This is a genomic window from Paenibacillus endoradicis (assembly GCF_024721975.1).
On record NZ_JANQBB010000006.1, the window covers coordinates 287,922 to 303,955 of the forward strand.

The following is a 16,034-nucleotide window of genomic DNA, read 5'->3' on the forward strand; positions in this document are numbered from 1 at the left end:
GCTATTCATTATTGATTTATTTCTTTATATTCTCTCGGCGTAAGTCCCGTTACTTTTTTAAACAATTTTTGAAAATAGACAGGATCGCTATACCCTACAGATTGTGAAATCTCATAGTTTTTCATATGCGGATAGTTAATCAAAAATTGTTTGGCTTTGTCTATACGAATATCGATTAAGTAATCTGTAATGGTTACTCCTGTTTCTTGTTTAAATAGTCGACTTACATAATGAGAACTCATTCCAATCGTTTCAGCTATTCGTTCAAGATCAAAGTTTCGATCATATTGTTTTAATAATATCGCTTTTATTTTCTCAATCGCATGATGTACTTTACCAGCATCTGTTTGATCACAAGATAGCACTTCAACACTCTTTGCCGAATTATCATTGAATTGGACTTGTTTCTGCTGCTTAATGCGTGCTAGTACATCAACTAACTGTTGTTTGTCGATTGGTTTCAATAAATAATCACACGCCCCATATCGTAACGCTTTTCGTGCGTATTCGAATTCGCTGAAACCACTAAATACCATCTTTGCAAAACTGCGCTCTTGTATTGCCTCGATAAGTTTCAATCCATCCATCATCGGCATTTTAATATCTGTAATCAATAAATCTAATTCATGATCGGCAATCTTATCGATATGGGTTAGTGCATCAAAGCCATTACTATATGAACCTATGACCTGAATATTCATATCTAGCCGACTAATCATCTTCTCAAATCCAGCGCGTATCATTGGTTCATCATCTACAATAATGACATTCATACTATACATCTCCTAAGAAATCGACTATGATAGCGTCTTACTTTACTGCACCACTCGTAACACCGGCAAAAATGTAACGTTGTAAAAACATATACATAACAGCTGTTGGAATCATAATAATTAGAATCGCTGCAGAGATTAATTGCCAATCACCACTATTATTTCCGAAGAATCTCATCAATGATGTTGACACGACAACATGCTCCGCTCTTGGTAAATATAAGTAAGGAACAAAGAAATCATTATAAATAGCAATCGTCTTCAATATAATTATCGTTACCGTTGCTGGAGCTAGTAACGGAAAAATAATCGTACGATATATTCTAATTAGCGATGCTCCTTCAATCATAGCACTTTCATCGAGTTCATAAGGAATATTTCGGATAAACTGCAAGTAAATATAGATTTGGATAATATCTGCTCCGACATATAACAACACTGGGCCCATTAAATTATTTGTTAGTCCTAATGACATAATAGTTTTGTAATTGACTACTTGCGTAGTTATTTGTGGGATAATTGTAGCAAATAAAAACAAGCCTAATACTGCCCCTTGAAATTTAAACTGAAACCGTGAGATGGCATAACAAAACGCAGACCCTAACAATATATTAAGCGCTAACGTAACCAAAATGATAGTTAGCGTGTTTCCGAAAGCTAGCGGAATATTCGCTTGCTTAAATGCCTTCACGAAATTCTCAAAGAAAAAGAAAGAATCTGGTAAAGAAATAGCAGACGTCTGATTGAATTTCTCCTTCGTCTTAAAAGCATTAACAACAATAACATAAGGTGGAAATAGAATAACTAGCCCTGCTAGCAATAAAATAATATATTTCAATGCTTGTTGCATGTTTTTCACTAAGCTCATGCTAATCATCCTTTCTTGTAAGAAAGTATCGTTGAATGGAAAGTACGAGTACAACAAATACAAGTAATACGACGCTCATTGCTGAAGCTAGACCATAATTGTTAAATCGGAATGCGGTCTCAATAATTTTCATTACAAAAGTTTCACTTGCATGACCTGGTCCACCTTTGGTCAATACGAATGGCAAGTCAAACACCTCTAGAGCTCCTGTTACTGTTAAGAACAAATTAAGTTCAATGATCTTATATATATTAGGCAGTGTTATTCTCGTAAACTTCTGCCAACCGCTTGCACCATCAATTGAAGCTGCTTCATACAAATCGCTAGGAATTGATTGTAATGCTCCTAAGTAAATAACCATATTAAAGCCCATAAAACGCCATAATCCTACCGATGCTAGCGTATAGTTTACATACTCTTTGGCACCAAGCCAACTTGTCTGGGATAATTTATCAAAACCTAATTCTCCAAGTATATAATTCAACGAACCATTAGTCGTATCGAACACATAACCGAATAAGTAAGCTACAGCTACACCGTTCAAAATATAAGGAAGAAATAACAACAATCTAAATCCATTACGACCTCTAAGCTTAGTATTCAGTAATACGGCAAAGAAAAGTGCGAGTATATTTTGTACAATACCTACCGCAAAGTAGGCGAAATTATGTTTGAATACGCTGAAAATACTAGGATCGGAGAAAACTTCTATATAGTTACCAAAGCCAATCCATTCCTTATGAGCACTAACTCCATTCCACTTCATAAAACTTAGACGGAACAATTCAAGTGCTGGATAATATGCAAAAGCGAATAGAAGTACTAATGGAATAGTAATGAAAGAGATGAGTACGATTCTCTTTTGAGTGTGAAACGAGAGGTTGTTAAACATCAATCGTCACTGCCTTTCATTCAGGTGTAATAGCATTAGAGGATCATCGTGACCGACAATCCTCCTCATGCTTAACTCTTATTGTGATACGCCCAAATCTTTTCTTGCTTTCGCCCAAGATTTATTCACTTTATCAAATACCGCTTGAGGATCATCTGACAATACAAATTCTTGTACGGTAGCTGCCTGATCAAGACGTGCTTGATTTTGAATCTCTGTTGCTATATCTAAAGGTTGCGCTGGTTCAAAATATTTCACATTAAAACTATTGAATTCAGCTAATTGAGCCAACTTAGGTTCTTTAGATTTCAATGTTGGAATAAATCCCGCAAAATCATCATAGCCAGAATCTTCAATCAACCATTGAATAAAAGCTTTTGCAGCAGGAACGTTGCCTTTTTTATTAACTGCATAGAAGAAATCAGGGTTAAGTGGAGCTTTAGCTTGACCGCTGTTATCAACTGGGAAAGGGAAGAAACCAATGTTATCTGGTTCTGCTCCATTTTCGATAACTTGATTTATTACCCAGTTACCAAGTAAGTACATTCCGAAATTACCATTTGCAACATCCTTTTTGGATTGCTCCCAGTTCGTGGAATTAACATCTGGTTCTAGGTAGCCTTTAGTATAAAGCTCACGAATAATACCCCAAGATTTTCCGTATGCATTGTCCATCGTATAAGGTGTATCCGTTTCTGAACGTTTGTTCTGGTGGTCTGATGCTTCACCTGCAAGTGAAGGAATATCGTATACCCATACATCTAGAGGCCATTTATCTTTAAAGTTTGAAGCAAGAGGTACAATGCCTGCTTGCTTTAACTGCTCACACGCAGCGAGGAACTCATCATAAGTTTTCGGAATTTCAGTTATACCAGCTTTTTTGAAAGCTTCTTTGTTATATACGATACCTACCGTTGAGGCACCGGAAGATATACCGTACATTTGACCTTCATGACTTCTTAGCTCTGAGAAATAGATATCACCGGAAAATTCAATATCATTAAGCGGAGCAAAGTATTCAGGAAACTCTGAATTAGCTAGTGTAGGTAAAAATACAACATCTGGGAATTCGCCTGAATTCATACGTACTTTAAGTGTTGCATCATAATCTTGAATGGCTTCAAACTTAACATCAACTTCTGGATACTTTTCTTTGAAGCGTTTTGCGTAATCATCGTATACATTGCCAATCATATCTGTACGGTTTGTTAGAAAGATAATTTCACCACTAATTTTTTCCTCACCTGTAGTACCAGTTCCTGGTTCACTCTTCGTGTTACTACCACAAGCTGATAGTACAGTTAGCATAATAAATACTGCTAACAATAACGAAATACTCTTTTTCATTATTTTTCCCCCAATCAAATTTGTAAACGCTAACATATTTAAGCTTATGATATTTAGTTCAATGATAAAATGGTTTGAAATGCTTTTTATAGTCTTGAAATGTCATTTCCATTTTTATTTAGACAGCCACTACCTACAACACTGCATTATTTTCTATTAGAAGAAATACGACTTTTTATAGATTATCTCTTATCATCGCCGAAAAATAATAGTTTATAGCACTCTATTCAAAAAGGTCTTGCCAATACATACACTTTTCGTGTTTACTTGTTATATAACTTATTATTAATTTTAACTAACAAATATAACAAATTGGAGAGTGTTTCAATGAGCCAAACATTTCCTTATATTGCAGGAATGACTTGGGGTTGGACTGGTATTCGCGGAACTTGGACTAATGATAGAGCAGATGAATCATTACAACTAATGAATGATTCATTAGCGATCAATTGGACTGCCATCACATTCGCTGCCTTACAAGAACATCCTCAAGCAACAGTTATTCGTTATAAAGAAGAGCCTACCGTCACAGATGATGAGATTCGTTATGCAATAATAAATGCCAAACAGCTTGGGTTGAAAGTATGTTTGAAGCCGGTCGTTAATTGTAGTAACGGAACTTGGCGTGCTCATATTAATTTCTTTGATCTTGATGTTCCTTGTGAGCCAAAATGGAGTGATTGGTTCACATCCTACCGTGAATTCATGGTGCATTACGCAATGTTAGCTCAAGAAATGAATTGTGAGATGCTTTGTATCGGCTGTGAGATGGTTCAAACTGACCGTCGTGAACAACAATGGCGTGAAATTATTCATGCGGTACGAGAAGTGTATGATGGATTGATTACTTATAATTGCGATAAGTACCAAGAGAATCAAGTGAAGTGGTGGGATGCTGTAGATATTATCTCATCTAGCGGATACTACCCTGTCGATCAATGGGAGCGTCAACTCGATCGTATTGAAGCGGTTGTTGAACAATTTAACAAACCATTTTTCTTCATGGAAGCTGGTTGTCCTAGTCGTGAAGGTTCACAATTTCTGCCTAATGATTGGGGTCTTCAAGGAAAAGTAAGTGAATTGGCACAGCAACAATTTTATGAAGCAATGTTCACTTCCTCTGCAAAACGTGAATGGGTACGAGGATTCATGCTGTGGGATTGGCCTGCACAACTCTACCATATTAATGAAGCATCTAGTAACAATGATTATTGTTTATATGGCAAATCAGCTGCGACTACTGTTAGAAACTATTATGTTGAGCAAACGAGGGATAATTATGAGTAATCAAAATGCCAACCTGCAATGGAAAGAGCAATTCGAATTGGAGTTAAAAGAAGGTATTCTCGACTTTTGGCTTAAACATAGCATAGATGACATCAATGGAGGCTTTGTCGGAGAAGTACGGCGTGATCTAACTGTTATTGAATATGCACCTAAAAGTCTTGTTCTTAATACTCGAATTCTATGGACTTTTTCAGTAGCATATCGTTTGTACCAAAAGAGTGAGTATTTAACTATGGCCCAGAGAGCTTATCACTATTTGAACGACCATTTTATAGATTGCGCTAATGGCGGCTTATATTGGATGCTTAATGCTAGGGGTGAACCATTAGAAACGAAGAAACAAATTTACGGTCAAGCTTTTGCGATTTATGCTTTCAGTGAGTATTATCGTGCAGTACAAGATGAAACAGCGTTAGCTCAAGCTATTGAACTGTTTCAATTGCTAGAGCAGCACGGTTACGATATCAACTATAAAGGCTATATCGAAGCACTATCCATAGATTGGGAAGACACGGATGATCTCAGTCTAAGCGATAAAGATTTGAACGAAAAGAAATCAATGAACACTCATCTACACATTATGGAAGCCTATACGAATTTATATCGGGTATGGCCATCAGAACCATTGTCTGCGAAGCTTCGTGAATTGATAGAAATTACGATTGAGAATATCGTCGATTCTGAATCAGGGCATTTCTTCCTATTTTTCGATGAACAATGGAATTCTCAGTCGGCGCACGTATCTTACGGTCATGATATCGAAGGTAGCTGGCTATTAGTTGAGGCTGCTGAAGTACTAGGAGATGTAATTCTATTAGAGCGTGTAAAGCACACAGCGTTACAAATGGCTGAAGCTGTCCTTCTTCGTGGGATTGATGTCGACGGAGCTTTATTCAATGAAGCTGAACATGGTCAGATTATTGATGACCATAAAGATTGGTGGCCACAAGCGGAGGCAGTCGTTGGCTTCTATAATGCCTACCAACTTACTAATGATGATAGATTCCTTAACGCTGCCAAATCAGCTTGGGACTTTATTGATAAGTATCTCATCGATCGACAGTATGGAGAGTGGTACTGGAGTGTGACGCGGGATGGCACACCAAGCGATAACTTACAGAAGATTAGTGCGTGGAAGTGTCCGTATCACAACAGCCGTATGTGTTTTGAAATGCTCCTTCGCCTGTAATTCGATTGTGATCACGATGTGATGCTTCGTTGCTTACTCGACGGCGAAGATGCCATTCATCGTTCGCTGTGGTGCTCATGTACCAATAACGTACATTCCGCTCCTCGCTTCTCTAGCTTCATGTCATCTTCTTGGTGCTGACAACCGAATGGACTGCTTGAGGATCTTCTTGGGACACTTCTTGGGACACTTCTTGAGAGACTTCTTGATTGATTTGTTCGCTGACAACCTCTTCTTGGTTGTTCCGCTGTGTATCGCTTCGGTGTGGGACTTCTTGATTGTTCGCTGACAACCTCTTCTTGGTTGTTCCGCTGTGTATCGCTTCGGTGTGGGACTTCTTGATTGTTCGCTGACAACCTCTTCTTGGTTGTTCCGCTGTGTATCGCTTCGGTGTGGGGCTTCTTGATTGCTCGCTTACAACCTCTTCTTGGTTGTTCCGCTTGGATTCGCTTCGGTGCAGGAACTTCTTGATTGTTCGCTGACAACCTCTTCTTGGTTGTTCCGCTTGGATTCGCTTCGGTGTGGGACTTCTTGATTGTTCGCTGACAACCTCTTCTTGGTTGTTCCGCTTGGATTCGCTTCGGTGTGGGACTTCTTGATTGCTCGCTGACAACCACTACTTGGTTGTACCGCTGTGTATCGCTTCGGTGCGGAGACTTATTGTTTAAGATAATACTTATTATTTGGAGGGATATTATGTCTTTATTTAATGAAAGAAAGCAACAAATTTTGGCGCAATACGAGGAGCTTATCACTCGTCCTAACTATCCCGAGCAACTTGGTAATGGGATCTATAATCGCTATCAATACCCTATATTAACGGCTGCACATGCTCCGGTGCATTGGCAGTACGATCTTAATCCAGATACTAATCCTTATTTTATGGAGCGACTAGGGATTCATTGTGTATTCAATCCAGGAGCTATTTACTTGAATGGTAAATACTATTTAGTAGCTCGTGTGGAGGGGACTGATCGTAAGTCGTTTTTCGCTATTGCTGAAAGTGATAATGGGGTAGATGGATTCCGGTTCTGGGATCAGCCAATTGTAATGCCTGAGACGAATAATCCAGATATTAATGTGTATGATATGAGGCTTGTTCAGCATGAAGATGGCTGGATCTATGGTTTATTCTGCACAGAACGGAAAGACCCTAATGCTGCCCCAGGAGATTTATCTAGTGCGATTGCACAATGTGGCATCGCTCGTACGAAAGATATGAAGCAATGGGAGCGACTAGCTGATCTACAGACAAAGTCTAACCAACAACGTAATGTTGTCCTTCATCCAGAGTTTGTGAATGGCAAATATGCTTTCTATACTCGTCCACAAGATGGTTTCATCGATACGGGTTCAGGTGGAGGAATCGGATGGGGACTTTCAGAAAGTATCGACGAAGCCATCATTGATGAGGAGATTATTATCGATGAACGTCATTATCATACAATTAAAGAAGTAAAAAATGGTCAAGGTCCCGCTCCACTGAAGACAGCTAAAGGATGGCTACATATCGCTCACGGTGTGCGTAATACTGCAGCAGGCCTTCGCTATGTTATCTATCTGTTTGTGACTAGTCTTGACGATCCTACAAAAGTTATCTATGCACCGGGTGGTCATCTTATCGCTCCAACTGGCGAGGAACGAATTGGTGATGTATCAAACGTTACGTTCTGTAACGGAGCAGTTGCTAATGAAGATGGTAGAGTATTTATCTACTATGCTTCATCTGATACTCGTTGCCATGTTGCTACTTCAACGATCGAACAATTGCTGGATTACGCAATCCATACACCATCTGATCCGCTTCGATCCTTTGCTTGTGTACAACAACGTATTCTATTAATCAAGAATAATTCATCATTTCTATAATTCATCAGACATAATAGGTAATAAACAATAATAAGGATTGAGCACCGAATAATACGGAGCTCAATCCTTATTGTCTGTTACTATCAAATATTCCTGTAGAACTATTTCCTTAATTTATCCTTCCTACTATCAGTCGAAAAAAATTAATATACTTCTATTTCGGATACCTGTGCAGCTGGCCAAGCGCTATTGGATGTAATGACTACACGAATATACTGCGTCATGATTTCCGTATCTAATTCAATTTCAACAATGTTTCCGCTCTTAGGATCATACGTGTATGACTTAGCCGGAACTAACGTTGTAAAGTTCGAACCATCTGAACTACCTTGAACTTCAATTTCCTGAATACGTTGTTCCCATGCATCCTGAGGAGGAAGTCTCAACTTGATCTTGGTAACCGATTTCGCTTCTCCAAGATCAACAGATAGCCATTGCGGGAATTTCTTAGCTTTACTCTCCCAATAAGTAAACGGATCGCCATCTACGGTTAACTTTGGATCAAATGCCACATCTGTCATAGAACTAGCGGAAATCTTCTTGCCAATTACGAGATTAAAATCTGCTTTCACCTTTGGAAATGGTTCAGATGCCTCACTAATTGTCTTGGAGTTAGTCAATTCTATATATCCAACCTTTTGCTCTTTAATTAGGGCAATATAATCGAATAGCACATATTCATCTACTTCTTCCACAGGAAGATCGACAATTTTAGTTCCATCTGGCTTATAAGCAGTTACCACTGTATGATCCCACTTATCGCCTTTCTTAATCTTCAACGTAGTATCTGAGCCAATTGGTTGATAAATTCGAATAGTATCAGTTTCACGAACTTCGACTAAGTTATGATCGCCTGCATCAAGATCAAATCCATTATATCTCGAATAATTACCTGCTCTAACTCTACCATCATCAGCAGTAACGTCGAACCCTCCATTCGATAACGTCGTATCACCATCCATTGAATAGGTTTCTTTACTATCCCAATTACTTGTCACTTTATGTGTGCCGAAGTCTGTAATCGTCACCGTTTGAGTACGTTGTTCAAAATTCACTACTAGTTGATCAACGTATCTCGCCAGAACATACTTTTGGAATACTCCAATAGCATCAACCCATGGACTAGTAACGCCATTATAGAAATCTGTACTCAGATTATAGCCCATTGCCAAATTCCAGCGTAGCATATCCTGATTATCCGTCATCGTCTCTCCTGCTAGATTATGATGATAAAACATAACTTTATCTCGCATCAGCATACCTGAAAGTGGGTAGTATTCTGTATAAGATGCCGTATTTTTCCGATATCCAAGTATATCCCACAAGTAGGTAGAACCCATAAATCCAACTGAATCATCCGCTAACACATCTGTACCATCTTCTATATATACGTTGTGAGTTAGAGAATTAAAGTAATTACGTACGCCTTGGAAATATGCTGTAGAAGGATCTGTTCCTTTTGGAATTTCCTCGTTAAATACATATGGAGAATTCCGTATTCCCCACTGGTCTTCGAATATCCCATCAAATCCTCCAAACTCGATTAACTTCTGATGCTCCTCTGCTACACGCTGTTGGAAGAATGGATGTCCTGTATTAACAACAAAGCCACTGTGTGCTCCATAATCTTCTTGCATAATAGTACCATTTTCCTTTTGAACAATAATGTTTGCAAGTGTTGTGCCTGTAGGTAACTGATTCAATGTCGGCGAAGTAATCCCCCACCAACTCATATTCGTGTAAGGAACAACGATATTCCCTTTAGCTTTGCTATCCTTAACGAACTTTTGGAATGCTGCATCTCCGCCCCATTGAGGATCAGGAGGAATAAAATCTGGATAATTTTCGTCATGTCCTCCTTTTTGGAAGCCTACGAGGTGAATCATGCCATTGTAATTCATCTTATCGATAAGGGTAGAAGATAAGTTACTCCAACTCGCACCCTTGATGGCGGAGATATCTGTCTTGTATAGGGGAAGCGCGAAATACTTATCCGTCTCGTCACCTAGCTTATCCTTTAAAGAACGATATTGATCAATCTCATTCAATTCACGATAGCTAACGATAGAAGTGTTATAATCACCACCTATCTCTAGTACAACTGTAGGACTATTCCACTTTTGATTAGATTCAATCCATGTTTTATAATTGTGAACAAATGCGGTTTTTCCCGAATCATTAATTTGATGTTTGTATCCGATCTCTGTGAGTAAAGTTGTCTGCTCACCTAAGTCATACATCGCAAGATTCCCCATATTAGTACGCATCGCTAGATAAGAAGCAAACATAACACCTGGGTATTGATCAGAAAAAGAATTGCTTTCTTGGAAAAACGTCGCCTTTAGCTTTGCGCCTGGTAACATTGGAAGAATGGCATCCTGTACACCGTATTGATCAATTTTCAGCTCGTATGGGAAACGGAATGACTTAATCGGCTCTGCTGTTCCGTTTTCAATCGAAGCCGTCATATACATACGATCATCATCCCCAAATCGAACATTTACATCTACCGCGAGTGTTCCGCTATATTGCAGCTTAAGCTCACTTTCTCCTTTTTTCCAATTATAAGTAAAGGTTTCTGCATTCAAGCTTTGTATGGAGCTATCATCATTAAGAATTGCCCACCATAATGTTTGATTGCCCAATGATAGATTTTCCTCTGATCCTTGTTGCTTCACATACATGATACCGCCGTTATCTGTACTAAATGCTATTTCATAATGGTTGTTATTAACGACTATTAGTCCTTCTTCTTTATTTATAAGCATTTGTACCTTTCCGTTGTTACCTAACCAGCCTGAGAAGATGATTATGTAGCTTAGTGCTACGATAATAACTAGACCTATCGACAACCACAACCATTTGTTTTTCATTATTATCTTCACAATAAAACACCACCCGACTCATATGCTAACTGACCGAAATTACTCCCCATAATAAAGATCAGGGTTGCCCCTGTAGATGAATCATCTACATTCGGACAACCCCGTGATGTCTTTATTCTTATTTGATACTGTCGTAGAATTGCTCTTGGATAAACTTAGCTGCCACATCAAGCTTAGCTTGCTTATCTACACCTTTTTTAGAGAATACTTCTTGGATAATATTCGTCATTTCACCATAGAAATCTTGCGTATTATATGGTGATTCTGCTTTTCCATCCATCAAGCCCAACGACTCTACACTATATTGGTATACATTATCGTATTTATTGAATAGTGCAGTTACCTTTTCTCCATATGGAGCGTCATTTTTGTAGTATTGAAGTACAGCAGGTACATAGTATTTATTATCCGCAGCACGTTCTTTAATATTTTCTTCTAGTGAAGCTAGACCTGTATCAGAGAAATAATCAAAAGTAGCATAGTAGAAAGCAATTGCTTGCTCATCAGCTGTTGCATTTGGATTGATTACTAGGAAGTCTCCACCAAGAACCCCATAATGTTTGTCGCCTTTTTGATAAGCAGGGATTGGGTATACAAGAATATCATCAGGAGACATTCCACCTTGGTTCAATGCTTGATCAACTGGACCATCTGGACCTGCAATTACCATTGCCGTTCTACCTTCTGCGAATGCACCAACTGCATCGCCCCAATTAAGTGCCCAATCTTCTGGAATAGCATTAGCTTCCCATTTCAATCTTTCATAGTAGTCTAGCGCTTTTACTCCTGCTTCTGAGTTGAATATTGCAGTTACTTTCCCATCAGTTACAGATTGAATATCTCCACCAGCAGTGAATAGGAAGTTAGTCCAGTTCCAACCAGATGCGTTTTCTTTACCCATAGGTGCGATACCAGAGATACCAGCAGCAGGATTAGCTACTCCCTTAGCTGCATTCAGCATATCATCCCAAGTCCAGTCTAATGAAGGAATCGTCACACCGTTGTCTTCAAGCATTTTTTTGTTAACGGTTACACCAGTTGGATAACCACGTTGAGCAATACCATATACTTTGCCATTCAATGTGAATAGATCTTGTAATTGTGGATTCATTTGATCTTTGAATTCGTAACTATTGAATAGCTCCGTAATATCAGCTGCCCAACCTTTCTCAGCTAGCATCTTACCTTCTGATGCGTACGTATTGAATAGTGTTGGAGCCTCATTTGCACCCATTTTCATTCCGATTTCATTCGGGTTATACTGCCAATCGCTCTTAATAATTTCTACGTTTGGATATACTTCATTGAAGCGTCTAATTTTGTCGTCCTCAAGCGCACGATCTTCTACACGGTCAGGTGTAGGATAGTAAACGCTTATAGCTACTTTTCTCTGTGTAATATCATCTTCAGGAGGAGCCGTGTTGTTGTCAGCTGGTTTGACAGTAGGACTAGTAGCTGGCGGGTTAGTGCTTCCTCCATTGTTATTACCACATGCCACAAGCATGAGGCTGAATACAAGAACTACTGCAATGACTACTGAATATTTACGCATTTGAAAATCCCCTTTTCATTTCAAATTTGTCTTACACGCTCATCATAATGTAGGTACATTCGGTAAGGCGATGTGTATTCCTATGTTGATCATGTGTAAAATTATGTTTCAGGAAATTATTCCCATAGTATAAATTCACATGGTTAGCCTTTTACCCCACCTAAATATAAGCCTCTTAAAATATATTTTTGGAACAAAAGGAATATAAAGATTGGTGGAATCATGACTAAAGTTAATATTGCAAATTTGATATTCAAATCCAATCTACGAGCATTCAAGACGAAATCACGGATCGCAGATGAAAGTGGTTTATTATCTTGATTTAGAATAAAACTTGGCCAGAACCAATCATTCCAGGCAGTTGAGAAGACAAATATTGCTAGTGTTGCAAAGATTGGAATAGATAACGGGAATGCGATTTGGAAAAAGCCTCGCAGTTCAGACGCTCCATCAATACGCGCCGATTCAAATATTTCTGTGTGAATACCGTCCATAAATGTCTTAAGTAAGAGCAAGAAAAATGCATTCGCTCCAGCTGGCAGCCAAATCGCTGCGAATGATCCCATTAAACCAAGATCCTTCAAGTTAATAAAGTTCGGAATCATATATGTTGTTGCTGGTATAAACAAAGTTGCCAAGAAATAATAATAAATAGCACTTTTAAAGGGAACCTTAAGCTTCGATAACGAATACGCCGCAAATCCTAGTATACTTATGGTTACTGCCATATTACCGAAGAAAATAAACATCGTATTTTTGAAATACTTTGGTAAATCGATATAATTCCATGCTTTAATATAGTTCTCGAAATGCCACTCCGTAGGAAAAAAGGTTGGCGGGAATGAGTTCACTTCTGTATTTAACTTTAAGCCATTCAACATGGAGATAACAATTGGATACGCCATGCAGCACATCATAATTACAACGAACAAGTTCATCAAATAATATAGAAACCTAGTAGATGGTTTTTTCAGATCGTAATCGGATAATATACTTCGTTCATGTGCCTTCATGATTTCACTCCCCCTTTATTGTTGATCCGATATTGAATGATCGCTAATATGCTTAGTGCAAGGAACATAAGTACACCAAGAGCGGAAGCTACACCATAATCCTGTCTAACAAATGCATACCTAACAATAAGTAAAGCATAGGTCAACGTAGCATTGTTGGGACCACCATCAAGCATCGCATATTGTGTCTGGAAGCCCTGTGAAGTTGCTATAAGCTGCAACATGAGCAATAGTAAAATTTGGTTTCGAATGGCTGGTAATGTAATATAACGAACGCGTTGCCAAATACCTGCCCCATCAATCTCAGCTGCTTCGTACCAATCGCGTGGTACTGCTAGAATAGCCGCCAAATAAATAAGCATAGCGGAACCGAAGCTCTGCCATGTCTCCATAATGACAATGGATGCCATTGACCATTTTGGATCTACCCTAAAGTTGATCTGACCAATACCAACCGCTTTCAATACATCATTAATAGGACCTACTGGATCGTACAACCATGTCCAAACACCATAAAGGACAACAAACGGAACGACATAGGGTAAATAAGCTGCAACTCGGGCAAAACCCTGGAATTTTCGCATCTCAGAAATTAAGAGCGCGAATAAAATTGGAACCCAGAATCCAATAACAAGTGCGAGCCCCATATAAAAGAGGGTGTTTTTCACGGATGTCATTACATAAGGATCGGCGAAGATGGTCTTGAAGTTGTCAAAACCGACAAAGGTATTACCTTTAACAAAATCGACGATGTAGAAGCTACTAAAAACCCCTTTAATGATAGGAAGCCAAAGAAAAAGCGTAAAAGTAACAATGGCAGGTAATAGAAAAATAACTCCCCAGATATACCTTTTGTATGCTGTTGATCTTTGCTTTTTCGGCTTCGACTTGCTAATTGGAACAGCCGTTGTTTGTTCCATACTGTAATCCCTCATTCCATAAGTTTATCTACTATTATTGTAGATAAAGAGAGGTTACCTGAACATGTGTATATCTATGCGGATGATATGCGATCTTACTTCTTCATCTCACTTGGACTAATACCATAGTATTTTTTGAAAATTTTACTAAAATGCTCTGGTGACTCATACCCCACTTGTTCAGAAATTTCATAGCGCCGCAAATCCGTTTTCAGTATAAGTCGCTTGCTTTCTTCCATTCTTAGCTTAATTACGTACTCCCAAAGGTTATAGCCTGTCTTTTTCTTAAATAAATAGCTTAAATAATTGGGGCTAACATGATTTTTCTGCGCAACCTCATTCAATGTCAAGCCCTTCTGTGCATAATTCTGAAGAATATAGTTGCTTGTTCGTTCAACAATCATATTATTCTGAGCGGCAATTTCATCGTTAGTCGGTTCTTCCTCTGTATAAATCCCCCACTTGAAATCTCCGTAATAGAAAACATAATGGTCTTTGAACTCTCGGCTCCATTGTATCGCCTTACTTGCCTGCCTATGAACTTCCCCAAGGAAATCACAGCCCTTCAAAATCTGACTGATACCGATCACACACTGGAACCCAAGATATTTATTAATATTAAAATGAAGGCTGCGAGCAATCATCTCTAACTGATTGACTTTATCAATACTGGTATCACCATATCGCTCTTCAGTCCATTGCATAACAATACATATTTCATGTTCAGGCGAGTAAAAAGACTGATAATCCCATTCCATATCTAGCAATTCATTCGCTATGTTCAGAACAGCATATTTCAGCAATAAACCATCCTTCTCCGAAATAATTCGACCACCTGACTCAAGATTGAGCTTAATTTTTATGACAGCATAATAGGGCCCTTTAAGTTCAATAGCATGTAGCTGACTAAGCTCAGATATGATCTTACTACGATCTTCCGTATCCTTTAGAAGAAGTCGATTGAGCAGCATCGTACTTCCAGGTAGCTGCTCTTGCATATGAAATTTTTCCTTCAATTCCGATATCATATCCTCCGTATCACGAACGGACTTATCGATGTGTAACAATACATGGCGAACCGAACTCAGAAATTGCTCATTATTTAATGGCTTTATCAAATAATCCTTAGCCCCTAATCTAATAGCTAGCTGAGCATATTGGAATGTTTCATATGCAGATATAACGATGACTTGCACCCAAGGCTTAATAATTCTTGCTTGTTGCATAAGTTCGATGCCACTCATAGATCCCATCTGAATATCCGTTACGAGCAAATCTATGTTTTCTGTGCGCAAGTAATCAAGCGCCTCATAGCCACTGTGCGCAATATAAATGTTTTTGATACTAATACCCGTTGAAGCAAGTAATCCTGATAAACCTTCACAAATAAGCGGTTCATCATCGACAATTAAAATATTATACATATTCCTCAACCTTTC

At 38.6% G+C, this 16,034-nt stretch carries 13 protein-coding genes; 3 read left to right on the forward strand and 10 right to left on the reverse strand.

The genetic code is table 11. From position 1 onward, the window contains the following. Positions 1-8: 8 nt before the first annotated feature. From NV377_RS19815 to NV377_RS19830, 4 genes are all read right to left on the reverse strand, one after another. Complete coding sequence (locus NV377_RS19815; RefSeq protein ID WP_258202530.1) at positions 9-773, reverse strand: response regulator transcription factor; 765 nt, start codon at positions 771-773, stop codon at positions 9-11. 37 nt (positions 774-810) lie between these two features. Then, on the reverse strand, positions 811-1,641 hold the full coding sequence (locus tag NV377_RS19820; RefSeq protein WP_258202531.1) for a carbohydrate ABC transporter permease: 831 nt from the start codon (positions 1,639-1,641) through the stop codon (positions 811-813). Between the two features lies 1 nt (position 1,642). Next, complete coding sequence (locus tag NV377_RS19825) at positions 1,643-2,533, reverse strand: carbohydrate ABC transporter permease (RefSeq protein WP_258202532.1); 891 nt, start codon at positions 2,531-2,533, stop codon at positions 1,643-1,645. 78 nt (positions 2,534-2,611) lie between these two features. Next, entirely contained in the window at positions 2,612-3,880 is a 1,269-nt protein-coding gene (locus tag NV377_RS19830; RefSeq protein ID WP_258202533.1) for an ABC transporter substrate-binding protein, read from the reverse strand. Positions 3,881-4,207: 327 nt separating this feature from the next. Between NV377_RS19830 and NV377_RS19835 the strand changes: the two genes are divergently transcribed. Together NV377_RS19835 and NV377_RS19840 are read left to right on the forward strand one after the other, a co-directional pair. Then, positions 4,208-5,167, forward strand: coding sequence for a glycoside hydrolase family 113 (locus NV377_RS19835; protein WP_258202534.1), 960 nt, complete (start codon positions 4,208-4,210; stop codon positions 5,165-5,167). After that, positions 5,160-6,356 (forward strand): AGE family epimerase/isomerase, encoded by a 1,197-nt coding sequence (locus NV377_RS19840; RefSeq protein ID WP_258202535.1) that lies wholly within the window; start codon positions 5,160-5,162, stop codon positions 6,354-6,356. Before NV377_RS19835 ends, NV377_RS19840 begins: the two co-directional genes overlap by 8 nt. 56 nt (positions 6,357-6,412) lie before the next feature. Here the strand turns inward: NV377_RS19840 and NV377_RS19845 are convergent, their stop codons facing one another. After that, on the reverse strand, positions 6,413-6,841 hold the full coding sequence (locus tag NV377_RS19845) for a hypothetical protein (RefSeq protein WP_258202536.1): 429 nt from the start codon (positions 6,839-6,841) through the stop codon (positions 6,413-6,415). Positions 6,842-7,052: 211 nt separating this feature from the next. Here NV377_RS19845 and NV377_RS19850 point away from each other — a divergent pair, with 211 nt between their 5' ends. Beyond that, positions 7,053-8,225, forward strand: a complete 1,173-nt coding sequence (locus NV377_RS19850; RefSeq protein ID WP_258202537.1) for a glycoside hydrolase family 130 protein — start codon at positions 7,053-7,055, stop codon at positions 8,223-8,225. A 143-nt stretch (positions 8,226-8,368) separates the two neighbouring features. On the opposite strand, the gene NV377_RS19855 is transcribed toward NV377_RS19850, so the two are convergent. The 5 genes from NV377_RS19855 to NV377_RS19875 form a co-directional block, all read right to left on the reverse strand. Next, positions 8,369-11,110: a discoidin domain-containing protein gene (locus NV377_RS19855; protein ID WP_258202538.1), complete on the reverse strand. Its 2,742-nt coding sequence runs from the start codon at positions 11,108-11,110 to the stop codon at positions 8,369-8,371. 118 nt (positions 11,111-11,228) lie between these two features. Further along, entirely contained in the window at positions 11,229-12,662 is a 1,434-nt protein-coding gene (locus NV377_RS19860) for an ABC transporter substrate-binding protein (RefSeq protein ID WP_258202539.1), read from the reverse strand. 143 nt (positions 12,663-12,805) lie between these two features. Then, positions 12,806-13,675 (reverse strand): carbohydrate ABC transporter permease, encoded by an 870-nt coding sequence (locus NV377_RS19865; protein ID WP_258202540.1) that lies wholly within the window; start codon positions 13,673-13,675, stop codon positions 12,806-12,808. Next, a complete protein-coding gene (locus tag NV377_RS19870; protein ID WP_258202541.1) occupies positions 13,672-14,595 on the reverse strand; it encodes a carbohydrate ABC transporter permease in 924 nt (307 codons plus the stop codon). Before NV377_RS19870 ends, NV377_RS19865 begins: the two co-directional genes overlap by 4 nt. 95 nt (positions 14,596-14,690) lie before the next feature. After that, positions 14,691-16,019 (reverse strand): response regulator, encoded by a 1,329-nt coding sequence (locus NV377_RS19875; protein WP_258202542.1) that lies wholly within the window; start codon positions 16,017-16,019, stop codon positions 14,691-14,693. Positions 16,020-16,034 lie beyond the last annotated feature (15 nt).